18 protein-coding genes are annotated in these 22785 nt (G+C 64.3%); 13 read left to right on the forward strand and 5 right to left on the reverse strand.

Annotated elements, in window-relative coordinates:
• Positions 1–42: 42 nt before the first annotated feature.
• The gene (locus tag IG197_RS16020) at positions 43–936 is read left to right on the forward strand and encodes a UTP--glucose-1-phosphate uridylyltransferase (protein WP_067956202.1); all 894 of its coding nucleotides are present in this window, start codon (positions 43–45) and stop codon (positions 934–936) included.
• Positions 937–1088: 152 nt separating this feature from the next.
• On the forward strand, positions 1089–3461 hold the full coding sequence (locus IG197_RS16025; protein ID WP_192313270.1) for a polysaccharide biosynthesis tyrosine autokinase: 2373 nt from the start codon (positions 1089–1091) through the stop codon (positions 3459–3461).
• 8 nt (positions 3462–3469) lie between these two features.
• On the opposite strand, the gene IG197_RS16030 is transcribed toward IG197_RS16025, so the two are convergent.
• Positions 3470–4237 (reverse strand): metallophosphoesterase family protein, encoded by a 768-nt coding sequence (locus IG197_RS16030; protein ID WP_312874174.1) that lies wholly within the window; start codon positions 4235–4237, stop codon positions 3470–3472.
• Between the two features lie 302 nt (positions 4238–4539).
• Between IG197_RS16030 and IG197_RS16035 the strand changes: the two genes are divergently transcribed.
• A complete protein-coding gene (locus tag IG197_RS16035; protein WP_371746549.1) occupies positions 4540–5523 on the forward strand; it encodes a DNA topoisomerase IB in 984 nt (327 codons plus the stop codon).
• Between the two features lie 11 nt (positions 5524–5534).
• On the opposite strand, the gene IG197_RS16040 is transcribed toward IG197_RS16035, so the two are convergent.
• On the reverse strand, positions 5535–6866 hold the full coding sequence (locus IG197_RS16040; protein WP_192313273.1) for a sensor histidine kinase: 1332 nt from the start codon (positions 6864–6866) through the stop codon (positions 5535–5537).
• A 232-nt stretch (positions 6867–7098) separates the two neighbouring features.
• Here IG197_RS16040 and IG197_RS16045 point away from each other — a divergent pair, with 232 nt between their 5' ends.
• A complete protein-coding gene (locus IG197_RS16045; protein WP_192313276.1) occupies positions 7099–9081 on the forward strand; it encodes an acyltransferase family protein in 1983 nt (660 codons plus the stop codon).
• A gap of 16 nt (positions 9082–9097) precedes the next feature.
• On the opposite strand, the gene IG197_RS16050 is transcribed toward IG197_RS16045, so the two are convergent.
• Positions 9098–10363: an AGE family epimerase/isomerase gene (locus IG197_RS16050; protein ID WP_192313279.1), complete on the reverse strand. Its 1266-nt coding sequence runs from the start codon at positions 10361–10363 to the stop codon at positions 9098–9100.
• 225 nt (positions 10364–10588) lie between these two features.
• Between IG197_RS16050 and IG197_RS16055 the strand changes: the two genes are divergently transcribed.
• A complete protein-coding gene (locus IG197_RS16055) occupies positions 10589–11683 on the forward strand; it encodes a fatty acid desaturase (protein WP_192313282.1) in 1095 nt (364 codons plus the stop codon).
• 83 nt (positions 11684–11766) lie between these two features.
• On the opposite strand, the gene IG197_RS16060 is transcribed toward IG197_RS16055, so the two are convergent.
• Together IG197_RS16060 and IG197_RS16065 are read right to left on the reverse strand one after the other, a co-directional pair.
• A complete protein-coding gene (locus tag IG197_RS16060; protein WP_371746550.1) occupies positions 11767–12696 on the reverse strand; it encodes a DUF4105 domain-containing protein in 930 nt (309 codons plus the stop codon).
• Positions 12697–12874: 178 nt separating this feature from the next.
• Positions 12875–13765, reverse strand: a complete 891-nt coding sequence (locus tag IG197_RS16065; protein WP_067956216.1) for a LysR family transcriptional regulator — start codon at positions 13763–13765, stop codon at positions 12875–12877.
• Positions 13766–13895: 130 nt separating this feature from the next.
• On the opposite strand from IG197_RS16065, the gene IG197_RS16070 reads away from it, so the two are divergent.
• The 8 genes from IG197_RS16070 to IG197_RS16105 all read left to right on the forward strand — a co-directional run bounded on the left by IG197_RS16070 (position 13896) and on the right by IG197_RS16105 (position 22783).
• Entirely contained in the window at positions 13896–14522 is a 627-nt protein-coding gene (locus tag IG197_RS16070) for an RraA family protein (protein WP_192313284.1), read from the forward strand.
• A 47-nt stretch (positions 14523–14569) separates the two neighbouring features.
• Positions 14570–16096, forward strand: coding sequence for an ABC transporter substrate-binding protein (locus IG197_RS16075; RefSeq protein ID WP_246765161.1), 1527 nt, complete (start codon positions 14570–14572; stop codon positions 16094–16096).
• A gap of 72 nt (positions 16097–16168) precedes the next feature.
• Positions 16169–17086, forward strand: coding sequence for an ABC transporter permease (locus tag IG197_RS16080; protein WP_067956228.1), 918 nt, complete (start codon positions 16169–16171; stop codon positions 17084–17086).
• A gap of 1 nt (position 17087) precedes the next feature.
• A complete protein-coding gene (locus IG197_RS16085; RefSeq protein WP_192313287.1) occupies positions 17088–17987 on the forward strand; it encodes an ABC transporter permease in 900 nt (299 codons plus the stop codon).
• Between the two features lie 2 nt (positions 17988–17989).
• A complete protein-coding gene (locus IG197_RS16090; protein WP_192313291.1) occupies positions 17990–19624 on the forward strand; it encodes an ABC transporter ATP-binding protein in 1635 nt (544 codons plus the stop codon).
• Between the two features lies 1 nt (position 19625).
• Complete coding sequence (locus IG197_RS16095; RefSeq protein WP_192313294.1) at positions 19626–20210, forward strand: chromate transporter; 585 nt, start codon at positions 19626–19628, stop codon at positions 20208–20210.
• 3 nt (positions 20211–20213) lie between these two features.
• A complete protein-coding gene (locus IG197_RS16100; RefSeq protein ID WP_192313297.1) occupies positions 20214–20759 on the forward strand; it encodes a chromate transporter in 546 nt (181 codons plus the stop codon).
• A 125-nt stretch (positions 20760–20884) separates the two neighbouring features.
• On the forward strand, positions 20885–22783 hold the full coding sequence (locus IG197_RS16105) for a sigma-54-dependent Fis family transcriptional regulator (RefSeq protein ID WP_192319803.1): 1899 nt from the start codon (positions 20885–20887) through the stop codon (positions 22781–22783).
• The last annotated feature ends 2 nt before the right edge of the window (positions 22784–22785 follow it).

Genomic DNA, 22785 nt, shown 5'->3' on the forward strand with positions numbered 1-22785 from the left:
GAACAAGACGAGGAGAGTTACATGAGCGAGAGGATTGGCACGATGAAGAAAGTCAGGAAAGCGGTGATCCCGGTGGCGGGTCTCGGCACGCGGTTCCTTCCCGCGACCAAGTCGATGCCCAAGGAGATGCTGCCCGTGGTCGACAGGCCGGTGGTGCAGTATGCCGTCGACGAGGCGCTGGAGGCCGGCATCGAACACATCGTCTTCGTCACCGGCCGCAACAAGGCTGTCATCGAGGACTATTTCGACCTTCACCCCGAACTCGTCGGCACGCTCGAACAGGCCGGAAAGGTCGACCAGATCAGGTCGCTGGAGAGCCTGCTGCCTGTGCCCGGCGCCACCAGCTTCACCCGCCAGCAGGCGCCGCACGGCCTCGGTCACGCCGTCTGGTGCGCCCGCGACATCATCGGCGACGAGCCCTTCGCGCTGTTGCTGCCCGACATGGTGTCCTTCGGCAAGCGCGGCTGCCTGGCCGAGATCATGGACTTGCATGCCGTGTCAGGCGGCAACGTCATTGCCGTCGAGCAGTGCGATCCGAGTGAAACGAACAAGTATGGCATCGTCGGCAAAGGCCCCGATGTCGGTTCGGGCTTCGAGGTGACGGCGATGGTCGAAAAGCCGGCCCCGGCCCAGGCGCCGTCGAATTTCTACATCAACGGCCGCTACATCCTGCAACCGGAAATCTTCAACCTTTTGGGCACGCAGAAGCGTGGCGCCGGCGGCGAGATCCAGCTGACCGACGCAATGGTACGCCTTGCCGCGAGCCAGGCCTTCTTCGCCCGGCCATTCAATGGCCGGATGTTCGACTGCGGCTCCAAGGAAGGTTTCATCCAGGCCAATGTCGCCTTTGCCCTGAAGCGGGCCGACATTCGCGACTCCGTGCTCGATGCCATCCGCGAAATGGTCGCCGAGCAGGATCACGTCGTCGCGGCCTGACATGATCGGTCCGTCGCGGCGGCTGGAATGGCCGCCGCGACGACGTTCGAAAAGACCCGTGCCCGTCGGGCGCGGTAGATTGCGTAGCTGAAGTCGGCTTCGCCAGAACCCAGCGAGCAGCGGCCGCTGCTCAGGCAAGAACTGGAACGCAGATGAACTACGCCAGCTTTCCCTTCGGCAACCGCCTTGCCGCGTCCCGCGAGGATGCGCGCGAGGGGAGCGACTTCATCGACCTCGAACGCCTGCTGGCGATGGCCAAGCGCCAGGCCAAGGTGGTCGGCGTCGGCGCCGTCATCGGCCTGCTGCTCGGGCTTGTCTATCTGCAGACGACGCCACCGACCTTCACGGCGTCGACCCGCGTGCTGATCGACGAGGGCATGAACAAGATGGTCGACGAGGTGTCGGCGACGCCTGTCAACATGCAGACCGATGCGGCGATCCTGTCACAGATCGAGATCATCAAGTCGGCGCGGCTGGCTGCCGTGGTGGTCGAGAAGCAGAAGCTCGACCAGAACGCCAGCTTCATGCAGCCGCCGCAATCGCTGCTGTCGACGCTTGTCGGCTACGCTCGCGGCTTCCTGCAGGTTTTCCGTTCCGCGCCCGAGATCGCCGGCGGCGCCGAACTTACCGATGCGCAACGCAAGGCGATGGCCGACGCCGCCCGCAAGGAGCAGGCGGTAGCAATGCTGCAGAACAACATCATGGCCGAGCGCTCCGGCCGCAGCTATGTCATTTCCATGGCCTACCGCGCGCATGATCCGCAGCTGGCGGCTGCGATCACCAAAGCCTATGCCGATGCCTTTGTCGCCGACCAATTGGATGCCAGCTTCGACGCCACCGAAAAGGCGGCCGTCTGGCTGCAAGGCCGGCTGGAGGAACTGCGCACGAGTTCGCAGAAGGCCGCGCTCGAGGTGGAAAAATTCCGCGCCGAGAACGGCCTTGCGGCGGCGCGCGGCGAAACCATCGCCGAGCAGCAGCTTTCCGATCTCAACGCCCAGCTGATCCTCGCACAGGCCGATACCGCCAAGGCGCGGGCGCGCTACGAACAATACCGCACCATCGTCGAGAGCGGGCCGGAAGCGGCGGTCGGCAACTCAACCCTGTCGGCGGCCGAGGCAGGCAATCCGCTGATCTCGGAGCTCAAGAAGCGCCATTCCGGCGTGTCGAAGCGCGAGCAGGAGATTTCGGCCGGCTTCGGTCCCAACCACCCTCAGGCGGTGGCGCTTCGCAAGGAACAGAGCGACCTCGCCAACCAGATTTTCCGCGAGCTGAGCCAGCTTTCCGAAACCTATCGCAACGAATTCGAGGTGGCGCAGTCGCGCGAGACCGCGCTCCGCAACTCCGTGTCGGAGGCGACCGGCCAGAACTCGAGCGCCAACCAGGCGCAGGTGCGGCTGCGCGAACTGCAGCAACAGGCGACGGCACTCAGCACGCTCTACCAGACCTTCCTGTCGCGCTACGAGGAGGCGTCGCAGCAGCGCTCCTTCCCGATCGCCAAGGTCCGGGTGATTTCGGAAGCAACGATGCCGCGCGGCCCGTCGAGCCCGCGGACCTCGATGGTGTTTGGCCTGGCGCTGGTGCTCGGCGTCGTCCTCGGTGCTGCCTTCGGCGCACTCAACGAATTCAACGAGCGCTTCTTCCGCACCGCGGAGGACGTGCGCGAAAGGCTGGGCGTCAAGTTCCTCGGCTACCTGCCACTCATCGCCTCGAACGAGGACAGGAAGGACGCCGGGAAGACGGGCAATATGGGCACGCCGCCGCCGTCGCGCGCGGCGGAGCTTATGAAACGCCGGGCCAGGATGCGCATCGCGGTCGACCAGCCGGCGTCGATGTTCGCGGAAACGCTGCGCAGCACCAAGATCGCCGGCGACGTCGTGCTGCAGGACATCGGCAGCAAGGTGATTGGTGTCATCTCGATGCTGCCGGGCGAGGGCAAGTCGACGGTTGCCGCCAATCTGGCCGGCCTGATCGCCAGCAATGGCGCAAGGACGCTGTTGATCGACGCCGACCTGCGCAATCCGGGCCTCAGCCGCAGCCTTGGCATCGATGCCGAGCAAGGGCTGGTGGAAGCCGTGGTCAACGACCAGGGCTGGCAGTCGGTGGTGAAGGTCGACCGCCAGAGCAAGATGGCGATCGTGCCTGCGGTGGTGCGCGGCCGCTTTTCGCATACCAGCGAACTGCTGTCGTCGGCCGGCATGCGGCGTTTCATCGACGACGCCAAGGCGACGTTCGACTACATCATCGTCGACCTGCCGCCACTCGGGCCGGTCGTCGACGCCAAGGCGTTCGCGCCGCTGGCCGACGGTTTCGTGCTGGTGGCGGAATGGGGTGCTACCCCGCGTCCGCTGGTCCGCTCCGGGCTCGGCGCCGAGCCGCAGATCGCCAGCAAGGTGCTCGGCCTGGTGCTCAACAAGGTCGACTTGAAGAAACTGCCGCGCTACGGCGCCTATGGCGGCTCCGAGCAGTTCCTGGAACGCTATTCCAGCTACTATATCGACAGGAGCGAAACCAAAGCCAAGGCCTAGGTCGCGAGCTAGGAGAAAAACAGCCTGCCGCTCTTGCCCGATATGCGCACCGCCGTCAGCCGACCGGTCTTGAAGGCGCCGGTGTCGATGTCCAGCCGGCGGCCGTCGATGCGCGGATGGTCAACCGGCGTGTGGCCATGCACGACCCAGCGGTCGAGCCGGCGCGACGCCTCGAAGAACTCCTCCCTGATGTAGAGCAGGTCGTCGTCTTCCTGGTCGAGCAGCGGCACGCCGGGCCGGATGCCCGCATGAACGAACACGAAGCGTTCGGAATAGGCCATGATCGGCAGGTCGCGCATGAAGGCGATGTGTTCCGGCGGGATGGTTGCGCGAATATGGTCGTCGAGCCTGTTGCCGCCGCCATAGAGTTCGCCGAGATGCTCGGCGTCGATGCCGTAGGAGAACAGCGTGCTGCGTGCACCCGTGGACAGCCACCGAGCCAGTGACAGCTTGCCGTCGAGATAGTCGAGCGTCTGGGTCTCGTGGTTGCCCATCAGGCAGAGACGCTCGAAGCCTGGTGGCGGCGGGGCTATGAGGTGATCGATCACCTGTGCCGAATCGGGGCCACGGTCGATATAGTCGCCAAGCATGATGATCAGCTTGCGGCCGGGCAGGATGGCCGCGTCGGCAACGACCTTGTCCTCGAGCGTGCGCAGTTCGCGATAGCAGCCATGGACGTCGCCGATCGCATAGACGACCGTTCCGAACAGGTCGATCTCGATGCGCCGGCGCCCGGGTGACTGTCTTTGCGAACGGAAATTCAGAAAGCTGACCAGCCTGTCGCCTCGCTAAAATTGTCGGGTTGCGTCCCGACGCCGGGCACGTCAGTGCCTGAGATCACAGTGCGCGGCGGGCGTTTCCGTTTGCTGAACGTAGCCGTTGGCATGCTTGATTTGAACCAGGATGCCGTTGCAAGCAACAGCGTGCCGGAACCCATGAGCTGCATCCGAGTTAGCGCTGATCCCGAGGGATCGCACCGATGCGGAAAGACACCGAGCAGTCCCGGCGCGTGCCGGACGAAAATGCCGAGGCCGCGCATGACGCATCGCTGGCTTAGGTCAGCGACGACGAGCCCGGCATATCAAGGAAAAGGGCAGGCAAGCGCCTTCTCTACGAAACGGCCAATGGCGGAAAGGTCGCCAGCAAGGCGGTTCTTGCGCGCATCGATGCGCTTGCCATTCCTCCGGCATGGACTGATGTGTGGATTTGCGCCGAAAGCAACGGTCATATCCAGGCGACGGGACGCGACCAGCGTGGCCGAAAGCAATATCGCTACCATCCCGACTGGTCGGAAAAGCGTGACGAGCTCAAATTCTCGAGCCTGGCCGAATTTGCACGCGCGCTGCCGCTGCTGCGCCGCCGGATCAACAAGGATTTGCGGCTGCGCGGAATGGTGCGCGAGCGGGTCGTCGCAGCGGTGGTATGGCTGCTGGACAATACAATGATCCGGGTGGGTGGCGCCGCCTATGCCAGGGAGAATGGCAGCTTCGGGCTGACGACGCTACGCAACCGCCATGTCAACATCGAAGGTTCGACGCTCAGATTCGCCTTCAAGGGCAAATCGGGAAAGGAATGGCGTCTGCGGCTGGTCGACAGGCGTATGGCAAAGATCGTGCGCAGCATCCAGGAACTGCCCGGCCAGACCCTGTTTCAATATCTCGACGACAATGGTGCGCGGGCGCCGATATCGTCCCAGGACGTCAATGACTACATTCGAGCTGCGGCGGGCGCAGCTTTCAGCTCCAAACATTTCCGCACCTGGGGCGGAACCGTGCGCGCGATGGCGCTGTTTTCCAGAACGCCGGTGCCCGAGCGGGCGGAAGCGAGGGCACAGGCATGCAACAAAGTCATTGACGACGTTGCCAGGCACCTCGGCAACACGCGGGCCGTCTGCCGAAAAGGTTACATTCATCCGGAAGTGATTTTGGCGTGGTCGGAAGGGCGGTTGTCTGACGAGCTGGCTGCGTCCCGCCCCAAGGCCGGCTCGCAGCTTGACGTCGACGAGCGCATCACTCTTGCCTGGCTTTCGCGGCAAGAGAAGCGAAGCCGACTGCAGAGGTGAAGCTACTGCCGTCAGGGAGCGGGCGTCCGGACCAGGTCAAGCGGTGCGTCGAGCGTCCAGGTAACGCCATCCGGTTGGAAGCTGAGATGGCCGACGCCGTTCAGCGCCAAAGGCGCGACGCGCTCGAGCACGATCCGGCCAAATCCTTTGCGCGAGGCCTTTCCGACGGTCGGTCCGTTGGTTTCCTTCCAGGTCAGGCGAAAGCGATCGGAAGCGGTCCAGCCGATTTCGACGGTGCCAAGATCGGATGACAGCGCGCCATGCTTGGCCGAATTGGTGGCAAGCTCATGAAAGGCCATGCCGAGATTCTGGACCGCCATCGTCGACAGCAGGACCGGCTCGCCCGATATGCTGATGCGGCGCTCGGCGGCAAACGGCCGGATCTGGTTGCTGACCAGATCGGCTAGGTCAGCGCCGCGCCAGTCACCGTCGACAAGCAGATCCTGGGACTGCGACAGCGCCATGATCCTGTTGCGGATCTGGGTGTCGAATTCGGCGATCGTCGTTGCGTGCTTGCCCGTCTCGCGGATCATCGACAGGATGACGGCGAACTGGTTCTTCACCCGGTGGTTGACCTCGCGCATGAGCATGCGGATGCGGCTCTCGCTTTCCTTGCGCTCGGTAATGTCTCTGGCGATCTTCGAGGCGCCGATGACCTTGCCGGCGCCGTTGAGCACCGGCGATACGGTGAGCGAAATGAAGACCAAGCTGCCGTCCTTGCGTTTCCTGATCGTATCGAAGTGGTCGACGCGCTGACCGCTCCGCACCTTGCCGAGGATGAGGTCCTCTTCGTCCTGCCTGTCATCTGGGATCAGCATGCGGACGTGCTTGCCGATGGCTTCATCGGCGCTGTAGCCGAAAAGCCTGGTGGCGCCGGCGTTCCAGCTCTGGATGACGCCGCACAGGTCCTTGCTGACGATGGCGTCGTCGGAAGATTCGACGATCGAGGCGAGGCGCTGGGTTTGTATCTCGGCCTGCTTCTGGGCCGAGATGTCGACCAGAAGGTTGATGGCACCCGTTATCTCGCCGGTTTCGTCGCGTATTGGCGCGGGGAAGGCGAGGAACGGCACCAGAGTGCCATCTGGCCGCTCGGCTATGGCCTCGGCGTTGCGGATCGCCCGACCCTCCTTCAGGGCCAGCGCCATCGGGCAGTCGCCATGTGCCAGCGGTTCGCCATCCACCGTCCGAAGCCGCCACGAGCCGCACCACGAGTCCTTGCCGATTTCGGGCCGGTGACCCCAGAGTGCTGCTGCGGCTTCATTGAAAAAGGTGATCCGCCCGCTGGCATCGGTCGTATAGACCGCAGCCGGCAGCCCGCCGAGCAAAGTCTCGCGATTCGTCATGTGGCCGCCCTGGTTCCGTGGGGCATTAACGACCAATGCCCGCATGAGTTCCGTTCATACAGAAATCGACACTCGAAGGCGCGGAAATGCACCCGTTTCTCCCGGGTAAGGTGTTCGGAAGGGCGGCTTTCATGTTGCATTGCAACATAGTTTGAATTGTGCCCGCTTGCATGGTCGCCCAACCTGCCGTCATGTCCAGCACGCACATCACAGCACACGTTGCAGCAAAGACATGACGGCACCTGTCACCACCTTCCGCCCCGACATCGAGGGCCTGCGTGCCATCGCCGTCGGCGGCGTGATCGCCTTTCACTTCGGCCTGTCCGACCTGCCGGGCGGTTTCATCGGCGTCGATATCTTCTTCGTCATCTCGGGCTATCTGATCACCCGTCACCTGATTCAGGAGATCGGCCGTAGCGGGACCGTCGATCTCTGGCGCTTCTATGGGCGCCGCGCCCGACGGCTGTTGCCGGCATCGCTTCTGGTGATCGCCACCACGCTTGCCGCCGGCTATTTCATCCTCGCGCCGTCCGAGCAGCAGCTTTACGCCAAGGGTGCGCTGTTTGCCTCGAGCTACGTCATCAATCTCTGGCTGCTGCGCTGGTCGTTCGATTATTTCGCCGCCGACACGGCCAGCAACCCGTTTCTGCATTTCTGGTCGTTGTCGGTCGAGGAGCAGTTCTATCTGCTTTGGCCGGCGTTCCTGCTGTTGGTCGCGTGGTTCCGGCCGGGGGCAAGGGGTATCGCGCTCATCCTCGGTGTGGTTGTACTGGTGTCGTTCGGAGTGAGCGCCTGGATGACCTCGGAGTCGCAGCCCTGGGCCTTCTATTTCTCGCCGCTGCGGGCCTGGGAATTCGCTGTGGGCGGGCTCGTTTCGCTTGTTGTGGCGGAGCGCTGGGCATCGGGTTTTCGATTCTCGCCTGTCATGGGCTGGACTGGTATCGCATTGATCGCCGTCGCCTACCTCAGCGTCTCGGAGACCGATCCTTTCCCCGGCTTCATCGCGTTGCTGCCGGTCGCGGGAACGGCGATGCTGCTGCTGTCAGGCGCCCGCAAGAGTGCTGTCGGGCCGGCAAGCCTGCTGTCGCTGCCGCCGTTCCAATGGACCGGCAAGCTGTCCTATTCGCTGTATCTCTGGCACTGGCCCGTCATCGTCTATGCGACGATCCTGTGGCCTGACCTTACGCTTGCCGGCAGGCTTGCCTGCCTGGCGGTGACGGTCGGCCTGTCCTTCCTCAGTTATCGGTATGTCGAGAATCCTGTTCGTTCCAATGGCTGGCTTTCGGCCGGTTCGCTGCGCTCGCTGGGTTTGGCGGCGCTGCTGACCTCGCTCGGCGTGACATTGTCCTTTGGCGCAGCTCAGATTGCTGCGCGAAGTGTCGGCCCGGAGCAGAAGTTGATCGCGGACAGTGCTGCACGTTCGTCGTCGGCGCGCCAGATAGACAGCGCCTGCGTTGCCAGCCTCGAGCAGACCAAGCCGCGCAGCTGCAGTCTGGGTGCATCGAAGCCGCAAAAGACGATCGTGCTGTTCGGCGATTCGCATGCCGACCACTGGTCGACGCCGCTGGCAAAGATTGCCGAGACCAACAACTGGCGGCTGGTGACCTATCTGAAATCGTCCTGCTCGGTGGCGGCGGTGCCGACATGGAACGTGCGATTGATGCGGGCCTATTCCGAATGCGATGCGTGGCGGCAGACGGCAATGAAGGAGATCGCCAGCCTCAAGCCCGATGCGGTGATCGTTTCGCAGTTTTCCTACAGCTACGTCGAAAACGACGTCAATGGCGGGTTGGAGCATCTGGTCAGCCGCGACGTCTGGGCGGGTGGCCTGAGGGCATCGCTTGCGGCGCTTCGCAAGACCGGCGCCGAGGTCGTGCTGCTCGGGGATGTTCCCGTTCACAAGTCATATCTCGACCGTTGTGTCGCCCGTTCGTTGTGGCAGGGCAGGAGCAGCACGGTCTGCGACACGCCGCGACGGGAAGCGATCGACGAACGGGTGTCGAAGACTGAACAAGTGGCGAGCGCCGGGCTTGATGGCGTCCGCTATGTCGACCTGACCGAGCTGTTCTGCAACGACACGACCTGCCCGGCGATGATCGGTGGCAAGCTGACCTTCCGCGACCGCCACCACGTCGCCACGCCTTTTGCGGCGACCCTTGCCGGTTCGATGCAGCGCGCGATCTTCGGCAACCAGGTGGCGGCGCGCTGGCCGTGAGGCCGGACCGATCTTGCTAGAGGCGGATGCCCGTCTGCAGCAGGCCACGGGTGATGCTGCCCGAGGTCGGCAACAGTGGGATCAGACAGGCCTGGAGCGCGTGGTAGATGTCGGGCTTGCCGTAGAACGGGCCGGCATTGGGTTTGAGATCGTCGTCGAGCTGGGCGTGCCAGCCGCCATTGGCGCGGTCGATGAAGCGGCTGGCGCAGAAACTCCAGATTCGGCGGTACCAGGCCTCGTAGGCAGCGTCGCCGCCGATGGCGTTGAGTACGGACGCGGCACCGATCGCCTCGCAGCACGGCCACCAGTAGCGATCCCTGATCCGGGCCGAGCCGTCCCATTCGAGCGTGTAATAGAAGCCGCCCTTGGCGGTATCCCAACCGTCTGCCGTCGCCTGGCCGAACAGGTTCCTTGCCGCGTCCGGCAGCCAGGCATGCTTGCGGCCGCCGAGCTCCCACAATTGCAGCAGCAGCCGTGCCCATTCGAGCGAATGGCCAGGCGTCGTGCCATAAGGGCGGAACATCGGGTCGCCGGAGTAATCGCGGTCGAGCTTCCATTCCGCGGTGAAATGCTCGGGCAGGCGCCAACCGGCGGCAGCCGAATGGCGGCGGATGATCAGGTCGGCGATGCGCTCGGCCATGGTGAGATAGATGCTGTCGCCAGTCGCCTCGAAGGCGGCCATCAGCGCCTCTGTGAGGTGCATGTTGGAGTTCTGGCCACGATAGCTGTCGAGCGGCTGCCAGTCGCGGCTGAACTCTTCCGCCACCGCGCCATGCGCCTCTTCCCAGAATTTTTCAGACAGGATTGTCGAGATGTCGGTCAGCAGGCGGTCGGCGTCGGGGTGGCCGGCGACCTTGGCACTGGAGGCGGCAAGCAGGACGAAAGCATGACCATAGGCCTGCTTGGTGTCGTTGGTCGGACCGTCATAACCGACGCCCCAGAAATAGCCGCCATTGGCTGTGTCGCGATGGCCGTTCCAGAGGAATTCCATGCCGTGGTCGACGAGCACGTCGGCGCCGGGGCGTCCCATCAGATGGGCAATCGAGAAACAGTGCACCAGGCGCGTGGTGACGTGGATCTGTCGGCCGGCGAAGCGGCCGGGGACGGCGCCCGGCGCGAGCGGGTGGCCATGATCGTCGAGGTCGTGGAAGCCGCCGAGCGGATTGAGGCTCTGGCGTTCGAAGAAAGAGAACAGCGCGTCGGCCTGCTGCAACAGCCACAAGCGATGGCTTGGAAGCGTGGTCCATTTGGCCGAGCCGGCGGAAATTTCCAAAGAAGCCATGGATAGGAGTTCCCTGCGGCTGCTGGCCGCGCCTCGATGATTTCCCCGACCTAAGACGTAATGGCCCGCGCACTCAACAGGAAAACGCCATGATTTGCGTCCAGCGGTGCATAGACGCTGGATACGGCTAATATGCCACGGTGGTGCCACTAGCCATGGCGCGTGCCGCGCATTATGGACAAATGGCGCGCTTGACCGAGTTGGCAGCGAGATTTCGGGGACTAAATGACGAAATTGATGTCGTCCAAGGCGGACGACCTGCCCAAAGGGTCTGCCCAGGGTGCGGATCATGCGGCTGAAAAGGCGCTCGTTCGCCGGCTAGCCTCGCATTGCAACCGCTTTCGCGACCCCGACAACCGCCGCGCGGCGTTCGAACTGGCGGTGACGCTGATACCTTTCCTGATGATGGGTGCAACGCTTGTCTGGCTCGCAACCTATGCCGGCCCGCTGCTCGGCGGTTGGCGCTGGCTGCTGATGGTGGCGTTGGCGCCGGTCTGTGCCTCGTTCCTGGTGCGGTTGTTTGCCATCCAGCATGACTGCGGTCACGGCTCGTTCACCAGTTCGCGTATGGCCAACAAGACCATCGGCCGGGCGCTGAGTGTCTTCACCTTCACGCCCTACACGCTATGGCAGAAGGCGCATGCCGTGCACCATGGCGGCTCGGGCAATCTCGACAAACGCGGCATCGGCGACATCGATACGCGCACGGTTGCCGAATATGAGGCGATGACCACCAGCCAGCGGCTGATGTATCGCATCTATCGCAACCCGATCATCCTGATCGTCATCGGCGTGCCGATCTACTTTCTGATCATGCACCGGCTGCCCTACAACGACGCCATTCCGCGCGTCGAGGCATGGCGCAGCGCCGGCGGCCTCAACGTGGCGCTGGTGCTGGTCTATGGCGGCCTCGTGCTCTTGGCCGGCTGGGCGGTGATGCTGGCGGTTCTGCCCGTCGTGGTGATGGGCGCATGGGCCGGCGGCTGGCTGTTCTACGTCCAGCACCAGTTCGAAGAGACGCGCTGGGATGCGGGCGACGCCTGGGACCTGCATGTCGCGGCCTTTGGCGGCAGCTCGTGGTATGCCTTGCCCGCTGTGGCGCAGTGGATCACCGGCTCGATCGGCCTGCACCACATCCACCATCTGTGCAGCCGCGTGCCGTTCTATCGCCTGCAGGCCTGCTTCGACAGCAATGCCGAGCTTCGCGATGCCAGCCAGACGGTGAAGCTGACTTTCTGGAAGAGCGTCGGCTGCGTCAATCTCGCGCTGTGGTGCGAGGATCGCCGTCGCCTCGTGACCTTCGCCGAAGCCAGGGTCTAGCTGCCTCTTGGCGGTGTGATGGCCGGCAGTGCCAGAGCTTGGCGTCTTCTGGCTGAAAACGACCTCCAATTCCCAGGTTCCGTCTAGAGGGCCGGTTGCGGCACGCCCTCGCGGATCAGCCGCGAGAAATCGCCGGTCAGCCCAACCGCCAGCGCGCGCTGGGCGATATGGGCGCGGCTGCGCAGCTCCTGCACCGACATGCGTGTGTCGAGCGCGCCACGGTCATAGGCATATTCGGGCAGGTAGCCGTTGACGATCAGGCGCCAGTCGAACGGGGTGACGTCGCCGACGGCGCGCATCATCCTGAAGATGACGGTGGTGCAGTTGGTGGTGATCGAATTGTAGAAGCGCGGTGTTGCGGCCAGCGCATTGGCATCGGCGACATAACCGAGCAGCAGCGCCCGGGCGGCAGTCGGTGAGACGTTGAGGCGATAGAGCTGGACGTCCTCGCCGCGAATGTTCGAGCGGACACCAACGACGTCGCGCTCGTCGGCGGCGACGATGACCAGCGGGTTGGCCTTGAACAGATCGGCGATCGGCGAAAACTGACCGCCATTCTGCCTGCGGACCTCGACCGACCAGGCGAGCTGGTCACCGCCCTCGAAGCCGAAGCTCATGATGACATGGGCCATCTCGGGCCCGGCCCAGTAGGACATGAACAGGTCGAGCGTCTTGAGCTTGCCCAGGTCGTAGCTGCGCGTCGTCCAGCGTTCGGTGAAGTCGCTGTTGCTGCGCCAGTCGAAGTCGCGGACATCTGTCAGGGTCAGCATGTCGCCGTCGCGCCGGCCGGTGACCTGCCGGGCCACGTCGGGCGCAAACTCGGCATGGTCCGACGGAACGATGGTGTTCCACCATACCAGCACCGCGGCGAAGCCGATGGCGAACAGTGCCAGCCCATGCAGGCGCCAGGGCGTGAACAGCGCGATAGCCGCGGCGATGCCGAGCAGGACGAACAAGCCTGCGGCCAGTCCCCTGGCGATGTCAGGCGCCGGCAACCGATACCAAAGCGCCATCGCTGCCCAGGCGGTGGTGAGCGCGATGGCGATGACAAGGACGATGGCCGAAACGATCAAGCCCACACTGCGCACTGCCAACTCCGGTCGGGTTCATTTCGATGCTCACGCCGAGATCGCAGATCGGCTGTCCGGCGGCAAGGCGGCATCGGCACGCCAGTGGCGATTTGCGCGGCACCTATTGCAGCCGGAAATCGCAGATTTCGGCGCTCAGGGCCGCGACTTCCTCACAGAACTGCACATGGTAATCGTTCCTGAAAGTGGCGAAGTATTCGAGATTGGGCAGCTCCATCTCGGTGCGCACGACGCACAGCCGGCCATCGGCGACCATGTTCCTGAAGAAGGCGTGCGGCAGGATGGTGACGCCCATGCCATGGGCCGCCAAGTGAGCCAGCGCCACCATGTTGTTGCAGGAAATCGTCCGCTTGAACGGCAAATTCGGGTTGTCGATGACGCTGTGCAGGATCGGCCGCAGGATCGAGCCGGTCGTCTGGATCAGCAATGGATGCTTGGTGAGATCGCTCAACGTCGCATTGTCCTTGCCGTCCAACAGCTTCGGGCTGCACATCCACACAAGCTCGATGGCGCCAAGCGGCGTGCTGACGAATTGCGGCTCCTGGATGACACGCGGGCAGATGACGAAGTCGAGGCGGCGGTCGACCAGGCGCTCGAGCAGGGAGGCGGTGAGGTCGATCTCGGGTTCGAGCGTGATCATCGGATAGCGGTCGAGAATCCCGGACAACAGTTCGGGCAGCCATGACAGCGCGACGAGATCAGTGACGCCAAGGCGAAAGCGGAATGACGGAACCGACGATTTCTTTGCCAGTGAGTTCAGGCGATCGTTCAGGCGCAGAATCTGCTCGGCGATTGCGCGGATCTCTTCGCCCTTGGTCGTCAGGACCGGCTTGCGCCCGGTCCGATGGAACAGCGGCGTCGAAAACCTGGCCTCCAGTTCGCCGATGCGCTTGGAGATCGTCGACTGGACCATGTTCAGATAGTCGGCAGCAGCCTCGAAACTGCCCAGCGTGCTGACCCAGTAAAGCGCCTCCATCTGCTTGATCGTGAACATGAATTCCTCCTGATATGAAGGATAGTGATGCCTTCTGATGCATTAATATCGCTTTTCTTCAGGAAGTGACACTCCTATCCCTTTGGCGACTGGAGGTCGCTGATCCGCGGTCGCCAAGGGAGGAGCTATCATGACCGTCACCGAATTGCCGTCCGCAGCACCCGTTGCGGACGATCTGCTGAGACAATATGCCAATGTCGCGACGTCGATCGTCAGCGACAATCTGGATCGTCTTCCGGGCGCGGTGGGTCTGCTGCCTTTTCATGCCGGCGGACAGCTGGTCGGCACGGCGCTGACGGTGCGGACGCGTCGCGGCGACAATCTCGCCATCCATGCGGCGCTGCGCATTGCGCGTCCCGGCGACGTCATCGTCGTCGACGGCGGCGGCGACACCAGCCAGGCGCTGATCGGCGAGATCATCCTGGCCCATGCCGAATCCCTTGGTGTTGCCGGCTTCGTCATCGACGGAGCTATCCGTGACGTCGCAGCCATCAGGGCCAGCAAGCTGCCTTGTTTTGCCCGCGGCGTCACCCATCGCGGCCCCTACAAGAATGGCCCCGGCGCCATCAACGTCGACGTCGCCATCGGCGGCCTCGTCGTTCATCCGGGCGACCTGGTCGTCGGCGACGAGGACGGCGTCGTCGCCCTGTCGCCGAAGGTGGCGGCCGACATCCTGCCCGGCATCCGTGCCCAGGAGGAGAAGGAACGACTGAAGCTGGAGGGCTTCAGGACGGGTGCGCGCCTGCGCGCCGTCTAGCAGCGACGGACTTCACGAAATCAACTAGAACTCGGGAGGAGTTTGAAATGAACGCATTCAGGAAAACCGCACTGGGGCTTTCGACGGCGCTGTTTCTGTCGCCGATGCCAACGGCCATGGCCCAGTCGGGCGATGCCGTGACCATCGTCTTGCCGGGCGGGCCGGACCGGCTCGATCCATGCGAGACTCCGCGCTCGGTCATCGGCCGCATCATCAAGCAGAATGTCGTCGAGACGCTGGTCGAGCTGGACTATGCCAAGCAGACGACAATTCCGCGCCTCGCCGAAAGCTGGGAGCAGACCTCGCCGACGACCTGGCGCTTCAACCTGCGCAAGGGCGTCAAGTTCCACGACGGCACGCCGTTCGATGCGGCCTCGGTGGTTTATTCGCTCGAGCGCACGCTCGATCCCAAGCTGACCTGCATCACCCGCACCAAATATTTCGGCGGCGTCGACATCACTGCCAAGGCGATCGACGAGAACACCGTCGAGTTCATGACCAAGACGCCGATGCCGATCCTGCCGACGCTGCTGGCGCAGCTGGCGATCGCATCGGCGAAGACGCCGAAGGGCGAATACACGACCGAGCCGATCGGCACCGGCCCCTATGACTTCGTCAGCTGGACCCAGGGCGAGAACGTCAAGATCAAGCGTTTCGACGGCTATTGGGGCGAGAAGCCGAAGATCGAAGACGCCACCTATGTCTGGCGCAGCGAATCCTCCGTCGCGGCCGCGATGGTGGAAACCGGCGAGGCCGACCTGGCCTTCTCGATCGCGCCGCAGGATGCGACCAATCCGGAGACGGACAAGGTCTACCCGAACTCCGACAGTGCGATGTTCCGTCTCTCCGCCGACATTCCGCCGCTCAACGACATTCGCGTGCGCAAGGCCTTAAACCTGGCGATCGACCGCAAGGCATTCCTCGGCAGCGTCATCAGCGACAAGGCGGAACTCGCCACCCAGCAGGTCGGCCCGAGCGTGCTCGGCCACAACCCGAACCTCGTGCCGTGGCCCTATGACCCCGAACAGGCCAAGGCGCTGCTCGCCGAGGCAAAGGCCGCGGGCGTGCCCGTCGACACCGAGATCCGCATGATCGGCCGCCCCGGCATGTTCGCCAACTCGAACGAGTTCGTCGAGGCGGCCGCCGAGATGCTGCGGGCCGTCGGCTTCAAGATCAAGCTCGACAATCTCGAGATGACACAGTGGCTGGAGGCGGCCAACAAGCCGTTCGCCGCCGGTCGCCAGGCCAACGCGCTGCTGACAATGCATGACAACAACAGCGGCGACGCCCAGTTCACCGCGTTCTTCAAGTATCACAGCGACGGCCGCCAGAGCGAAATCCACGACGCCAAGGTGGACAAGCTGATCACTGACGCCGGCATGGCCTCGGGCGAGGAACGCGCCAAGCTCTACCAGGAGACCTTCCGCTACATCTACGAGGACCTTGTCGCCGACGCGCCGCTGTTCCACATGGTCAACTACATGCGGGTCGGCAAGCGCATCGACTTCACACCGACAATTGCCAACGCGGTCGAGCTGCAGCTTGCCAAGCTGGTCGTCAAGTCACCGTCGTAACACTGGAACGGCGCCGGCCGATCGCCGGCGCCGCCCTCCCGTGTCAACCATGTCCGGCGGAGGAGGCGGAGAATGGGCAATTTCATCTTCAAGCGATCGTTGCAGAGCGTGCTGTCGCTGGCGCTGCTGATCATCCTCGTCTTCTTTCTGGCCAGGTTCACGGGCTCGCCTGCAGACCTCTATCTGCCGCTCGACGCCACCGAGGAGATGCGCGACCAGTTCAACCAGCGCTTCGGATTCGACGATCCGGTCTATGTCCAGTTCTTCCGTTTCCTGGGCGGCTTGCTGCAGTTCGATCTCGGCGAGTCGATCCAGTATTCGAAGCCGGCCGTCGAGGTCGTGCTGCAGGCCTTCCCGACGACCCTGATGCTGGCGGCGATCACCATGCCGATCGTCATCGCGGTCGCCATCGTTACCGGCTCGCTCGCCGCCTTTCGTCCGGGCGGGCTGTTTGACCGCATCGCCAGCCTGATCTCGCTGATCGGCGCCAGCACGCCGAATTTCTGGGTGGCGATCGTCGGCGTGATCGTCTTCGCCGTCTGGCTGCGCGTGCTGCCGACATCGGGCACCGGAACGCCCTGGCACTGGGTCCTACCGGTCGCAGTGCTTTGCCTCAGGCCAACGGGTGTCTTGGTGCAGGTCGTGCGCTCGTCGATGATCACGGCGCTGTCTTCGGCCTATGTGAAGACGGCGCGAGCCAAGGGCGTGCGCGCCAGGGCCATCGTCTTCGTTCACGCGCTGCGCAACGCGCTGCTGCCTGTCATCACGGTCGCCAGCGACCAGGCCGCCGGCATCGTCAATGGGGCAGTCATCGTCGAAACGGTGTTTGGTTTCCCCGGCATCGGCAAGCTGATGATCGATTCCGTGCTGCTGCGCGACTTTGCCGTCATCCAGGCCGCAGTGCTGGTCACGGCACTTGCCGTCTTCATCATCAACATCGTTGTGGACATCACCTATGCGCTCGTCGATCCACGCATCCGGCACAGCTGAGATGGCCAGGCCCGCACAGGCAACGCCGTCGGCACTCCGCGACATCGTCTCGAGCCTGTTGTGCGACAAGGTCGCCCTGGTCTCGGCCGCCTTCCTGGCCATCGTCCTGGTTTGCGTTGCACTGGGGCCGACGCTGCTCGCCGACCAGGCCCGCGCCATGAACCTGATGCAGCGCAACGCAGCACCGTTCTCGTTCGATCGGCCATGGCTCTACATCCTCGGCGCCGACGCGCTCGGACGCTCGGTTCTCGCCCGCATCATCGTGGCGAGCCAGAATACCATCCTGATCGCCGGAACGGCGGTGCTGACCTCGCTGGTGGTCGGCGGTGCGCTCGGCCTCGTCGCCGGTTTCAAGGAGGGCGCCGTCAGCGCGATCCTGTTGCGCCTGGCGGATGCTATCATGAGCTTTCCGTCGCTTCTGCTCGCCGTTATCGTGCTGTTCGTGTTCGAGCCCGGCGTCGCCAACGTCATCCTGGTGCTCGCCATCTCTCGCGTGCCGATCTTCCTGCGCACGGTCCGCGCCGAAGTGCTCGAGCTGAAGGAACGGCTGTTCGTCACCTCGGCACGCGCCATGGGCGCCTCGACCTGGCGCATCCTGTTCCGCCATGTCGCGCCGATGGTCCTGCCGACCGTCATCAATCTCGCGGCGCTGGAAATGGCCTTCGTCATGCTCGTCGAATCCGGCCTGAGCTTCCTCGGCATTGGCATCCAGCCGCCCGAGATCACCTGGGGCCTTATGGTCTCGGACGGGCGCAACTACATCGGCTCGGCCTGGTGGGTGGCGTTCTGGCCCGGCCTCGTGATCATGCTCGTCACCATGTCGCTCAATCTGTTCTCGAACTGGCTCCGCGTCGTGACCGATCCGGTTGAACGCTGGCGCCTGCAAACCTCGGCGGAATGACAATGCCCGACACGAGACTTCTCAAGGTGCAGAACCTCAGCATCCAGTTCCCGACGCGCAAGGGCATCGTGCATGCCGTCAACGACGTCAGCTGGACTGTCGACAGGGGCGAAACGCTAGCCATCCTCGGTGAGAGCGGTTCCGGCAAGAGTGTCAGCGCCTCTGCGGTGATGAACCTCGTCGACACGCCGCCGGCGGTGATCTCGTCCGGGCAGATCCTGTTCCGTGGCCAGGACCTGCTGAAGGCCTCTGCCGAGGACCGGCGCCTGGTCAACGGCAAGAGCATCTCGATGATCTTCCAGGACCCGCTCGCCGCGCTCAACCCGGTCTACCCGATCGGCTGGCAGATCGCCGAGACGATGCGCGTGCACGGCATCGACGCCGACACGGCGCGGCGACGCGCCATCGACCTGCTCGGCCGCGTCGGCATATCGGATCCGGAGCGGCGCGCGGGCGACTATCCGCACCAGTTCTCGGGCGGCCAGCGCCAACGCATCATGATCGCGTCGGCGATCGCGCTGCAGCCCGACCTTCTGATCGCCGACGAGCCGACAAGCGCGCTCGACGTCACCGTGCAGGCGCAGGTGCTGGACCTGATGAAGGAGCTGCAGCGTGACAGCGGCATGGGCATGGTGATCATCACCCACGACCTCAGCGTCGTCGAAAAGGTCGCCGACAAGGTCGTGGTCATGCAGGGCGGGCGCATCGTCGAAGCAGGACCTGTGGCCAAGGTACTATCGCAGCCGAGCCATCCCTATACCCAGCGCCTGCTCGACGCGGTACCGGGGCGCCATGGCTTCAGCGTCAACGAGGCAGCCGAGGCGGGACCGACGCCGCTGCTCGAGGTGCGCAATGTCTCCAAGGTCTATTTCGGCCGCCCCAAGTTGTTTTCCAGCGCTCCGCAGCCGCAGGTCAAGGCGGTCGACGACGCGAGCTTCAAGCTGTCGCGCGGTGCGACGCTTGGCATCGTCGGCGAATCCGGCTCCGGCAAGTCGACGCTGGCGCGCATGCTGCTCGGGCTCGACACACCCACGGCGGGATCGATCGACTTCGACGGCAAGGACCTGCTCAAGTTGTCGCAGGCCGAGACCTTCAAGGTTCGGCGTCGCATGCAATTCGTGTTCCAGGATCCGACCGCTTCGCTCAATCCGCGCATGACCATTCAGCAGATCGTGTCGGAACCGTGGGCGATCCATGCGGGCGTGCTGCCGAGGCAGCAATGGCGTGAGCGTGTCGCCGAACTGCTCGAGAAGGTCGGGTTGCTGCCGGACCATGCCGAGCGCTACCCGCACCAGTTCTCCGGCGGCCAACGGCAGCGCATCGCCATCGCCCGCTCACTGGCGCTGCAGCCGGAGTTGATCGTCTGCGACGAGGCGGTGTCGGCGCTCGACGTCTCGATCCAGGCGCAGATCATCGACCTGCTCAAGGAACTGCGCCGCGACATGGGGCTGTCCTACATCTTCATTGCCCACGATCTCGCGCTGGTCCGCGACTTCGCCACCTCGGTCATCGTCATGTACCAGGGCAAGATCGTCGAGCAGGGCCCGACCGAGCAGGTCTACGGCAAGCCGCAGCACGATTACACCAGGCGACTTTTGGCGGCGAGCGAAGTGCAGCCGGGCGCGCTGGCGGCCTGAGATGACGTCGATTCCCGATCCGGTTGTAGAGCCGCAGCTGTTGAACGCAATGCGGCCTGCCCCAGGCCTGGGCGCGCTGTTCCTCGCCTGCCTGAAGATCGGGCTGCTGAGCTTCGGCGGCGGTTTGTCAGGTTGGCTCTACCAGGAGTTCGTCTTGCGCAACCGCTGGATCAGCGACGAGGATTTCGCCAGCTCGCTCGCGATCTCGCAAATGCTGCCCGGTGCCAATGTCGTCAACCTGGTCATCTGCATGGGCGACGATTTACGCGGCCTTGCCGGCAGCACCGCCTGTGTGCTCGGCTTCCTCATCGGCCCGTTCTTTGCCGTGATCGCATTGAGCGCAGTGTTCGACTCCCTGCCCGATGTGACCATGCTGGAGGCGGCGTCGAATGGCGTGGCCTATGCCGCGTTGGGGCTTTTGCTGGTGATCTGCCTGAAGGGTGTCCAGCGCGCCATGAAGTTTCCACCGAGCTTGGTCGTGATTGCCGTCGTCGCCATCGCCGTCGGGCTGATGAAGCTGCCGCTGATCCCCGTCGTCCTTGTCGTGGCACCGATCAGCGTCGCCCTTGCCTGGCGTCGGAGCTGATCAATGCGCGACGACGACCTTGTCACCCTGATCGCCGTTTTCGTGCCGTTTTCGCTGCTGTCGATCGGCGGCGGCTCGGCGATCATCGCCGGTATCCAGCACGAATCCGTCGCGGTGCACAGCTGGATCAGCAGCCGTGAGTTCATCGACCTGTTCGCCATCTCCCGCGCTGCACCCGGACCGGGCACTATGCTTGCGACGCTTATCGGCTGGAAGGTCGCCGGCTGGTGGGGAGCGCTGGCCGCGACCATGGCCCTGTTCGTGCCGTCTTCGCTGCTCTGCTACGGCGTCATCAAGGTGTCCAATGCCCACAAGGCAAAGCGGTGGCACAAGGCGATGCGCGAAGGCCTCGCCCCCGTCGGGGTGGGGCTGATCATTGCGGGCGTCATTGCCATTTTTCAGCTCGCTGGCGGCGGTCTGCTTGCAGCCGGGATCGCCGTGGCCTCGGCCGCACTGCTGCTCTGGATGCCGCGCTGTCCCACCGTCGGCGTGCTTGTCGCCGGGGCGGGGACGATGCTGCTGTGGGCCCAGTTCGGAGCTACGGGCTGACAAGGCTGGCGGCGTGTGCCCCCTGCTGCATCGGTTGCGTCCTTTACATTACCAACATGCCATGCAGTCATGTGGCATCAGGAGGAAATGGGAGGCGGTGCGTTGGGAGGCGTGCTGCAGTGCCGATGTTTTCGCATTCCGACCATATTCGCGAGATCGAAAGCGTCAGCCTCGGTGCCTCGACCGGGCGTGACGAGCAAGTGGTCAGGTCGTGGCTGCGCTGCATCGAGCAGCATCGTCTCGACCCTACCCAGGCGTGCGAGGCCTATATCCTGCCCGATGGCGAACTGCGCGCGCATCGCCAGCAGTCCGAGGAACTGATCGCCATTGCCCGCTCGGGCCTCGAAAACCTGTTCCGGCAGGTGGCGGGCCAGAACTACGTTCTGCTGCTGTCCGACCGCAAGGGCGTGACGGTCGAGTTTCTGGGCGACCCGCTGTTCGACAACAATCTCCGCAAGGCCGGCCTGTATCTCGGCTCCGAGTGGTCGGAGGCGCGCGCCGGAACCTGCGCCGTCGGCGCCTGCCTGGAGGCGGGTGAGGCCCTGACGATCCACCAGACCGACCATTTCGACAACACGCACACGCCGCTGTCCTGCACCGCCGCGCCGGTCTACGATACCAGTGGCGATCTTGCCGCCGTGCTCGACATCTCCCTGTTGAGCTCGCCGATTCGCAAGACCAGCCAGAACCTCGCGCTGCATCTGGTCGCCGCCACCGTGCGCCGCATCGAGCTGGCCAATCTGATGGCCCAGACCCGGGACGAATGGGTGCTGCGCTTTGCCCGCTCGCCGGAGTTCCTCGACGTCGACCCGGAGGCGGCGATTTCCATCGATGGCTCGGGCCGCATCATCGGCATGACCCATGGCGGCGCCAAGATACTGGCGCGCTCTGTCGGACTCGACTGGCGCCAGCCGGACGGGCTGATCGGTCAGCCGATCGCACGATTCTTCGACATGGAGATCGACGACCTGCCGGATCTCACCCGGCGGCGGCCGACTCAGGATCGCCTGGTCTTCGCCCGCGACGGCAACGCGCTGTTTGCCCACGCCATCGAGCCGCACCACAAGGTGCAGGCGCCGGTGCTGGCGCGCGAGCAGATCCCGGTGTCGCTGCGTGGCCTGAGCGGCGGCGATCCGCAGATGGCTGCACTCCAGGCGAAGGCGGCGAAGCTGGCCGGCAAGCCGCTGCCGATCCTGCTCCAGGGCGAAACCGGCACCGGCAAGGAATATCTGGCCAAGGCCATCCACGACGGTGCTGCCGTCAAGGGCAAGTTCGTCGCCATCAACTGCGCCGCGATCCCGGAGCAACTGATCGAAAGCGAGTTGTTCGGCCACCTGCCGGGCGCCTTCACCGGTGCTTCCGCCAAGGGGCGCAAGGGCCTGATAGAGGAGGCCGACGGTGGCACACTGTTCCTCGACGAGATCGGCGACATGCCGCTTTCACTGCAGAGCCGTTTCCTGCGAGTCCTGGCCGAACGGGAGGTGCTGCCGGTGGGCGCTGCGCGGCCAAAACCAGTGAACCTCAGGGTCATCTCGGCCTCGCACCGAGACCTCGGCTTGCTGGTGCGGGAGGGACGCTTCCGCGAGGATCTTTACTACCGCCTGAATGCGGCGACACTTTCGATCCCGCCGCTGCGCGAGCGCCGCGACTTCGACTGGCTGCTCGAGACGGTCGTAGCCCGCCACCGACCGGTCGGCGAGCGACTTGCAGTCTCGCCGGCGGCACTCCTGGCGTTGCGCGCCCATGGCTGGCCGGGCAACATCCGTGAGCTCGACAATGTGATCGCCGTTGCTGCAGCGCTTTGCCAGGACGGCGTGATCGAACCCGGCGACCTGCCGGAGACGCTGACGTCGGCGGCAGCGGTCGCCGTGCGGCTCGATGACGCCAGTGCCGGACCGGCGGCGCTGAAAGCGATGCTCGGGGCCTGCGGCTGGAACATTTCCGAGACCGCCCGCCGCATGGGCGTCGACCGCTCCACCATCCACCGCCAGATCAAGCGCTACGGCCTGACCGCGCTCAACTGAGC

Origin of the sequence: Aminobacter sp. SR38, assembly GCF_014843375.1 — a bacterium.
Classification (GTDB): domain Bacteria; phylum Pseudomonadota; class Alphaproteobacteria; order Rhizobiales; family Rhizobiaceae; genus Aminobacter; species Aminobacter ciceronei.

What these genes read in the sequence shown, in the direction of transcription:
- IG197_RS16090 (WP_192313291.1), top strand. Translation starts at nt 17,990, where the DNA reads ATGCCCGACACGAGACTTCTCAAGGTGCAGAACCTCAGCATCCAGTTC.
- IG197_RS16105 (WP_192319803.1), top strand. Translation starts at nt 20,885, where the DNA reads ATGTTTTCGCATTCCGACCATATTCGCGAGATCGAAAGCGTCAGCCTC.
- IG197_RS16050 (WP_192313279.1), bottom strand. Translation starts at nt 10,363, where the DNA reads ATGGCTTCTTTGGAAATTTCCGCCGGCTCGGCCAAATGGACCACGCTT.
- IG197_RS16095 (WP_192313294.1), top strand. Translation starts at nt 19,626, where the DNA reads ATGACGTCGATTCCCGATCCGGTTGTAGAGCCGCAGCTGTTGAACGCA.
- IG197_RS16085 (WP_192313287.1), top strand. Translation starts at nt 17,088, where the DNA reads ATGGCCAGGCCCGCACAGGCAACGCCGTCGGCACTCCGCGACATCGTC.
- IG197_RS16020 (WP_067956202.1), top strand. Translation starts at nt 43, where the DNA reads ATGAAGAAAGTCAGGAAAGCGGTGATCCCGGTGGCGGGTCTCGGCACG.
- IG197_RS16055 (WP_192313282.1), top strand. Translation starts at nt 10,589, where the DNA reads ATGACGAAATTGATGTCGTCCAAGGCGGACGACCTGCCCAAAGGGTCT.
- IG197_RS16040 (WP_192313273.1), bottom strand. Translation starts at nt 6,866, where the DNA reads ATGACGAATCGCGAGACTTTGCTCGGCGGGCTGCCGGCTGCGGTCTAT.
- IG197_RS16080 (WP_067956228.1), top strand. Translation starts at nt 16,169, where the DNA reads ATGGGCAATTTCATCTTCAAGCGATCGTTGCAGAGCGTGCTGTCGCTG.
- IG197_RS16075 (WP_246765161.1), top strand. Translation starts at nt 14,570, where the DNA reads ATGAACGCATTCAGGAAAACCGCACTGGGGCTTTCGACGGCGCTGTTT.
- IG197_RS16065 (WP_067956216.1), bottom strand. Translation starts at nt 13,765, where the DNA reads ATGTTCACGATCAAGCAGATGGAGGCGCTTTACTGGGTCAGCACGCTG.
- IG197_RS16045 (WP_192313276.1), top strand. Translation starts at nt 7,099, where the DNA reads ATGACGGCACCTGTCACCACCTTCCGCCCCGACATCGAGGGCCTGCGT.
- IG197_RS16070 (WP_192313284.1), top strand. Translation starts at nt 13,896, where the DNA reads ATGACCGTCACCGAATTGCCGTCCGCAGCACCCGTTGCGGACGATCTG.
- IG197_RS16100 (WP_192313297.1), top strand. Translation starts at nt 20,214, where the DNA reads ATGCGCGACGACGACCTTGTCACCCTGATCGCCGTTTTCGTGCCGTTT.
- IG197_RS16025 (WP_192313270.1), top strand. Translation starts at nt 1,089, where the DNA reads ATGAACTACGCCAGCTTTCCCTTCGGCAACCGCCTTGCCGCGTCCCGC.
- IG197_RS16060 (WP_371746550.1), bottom strand. Translation starts at nt 12,696, where the DNA reads ATGGCGCTTTGGTATCGGTTGCCGGCGCCTGACATCGCCAGGGGACTG.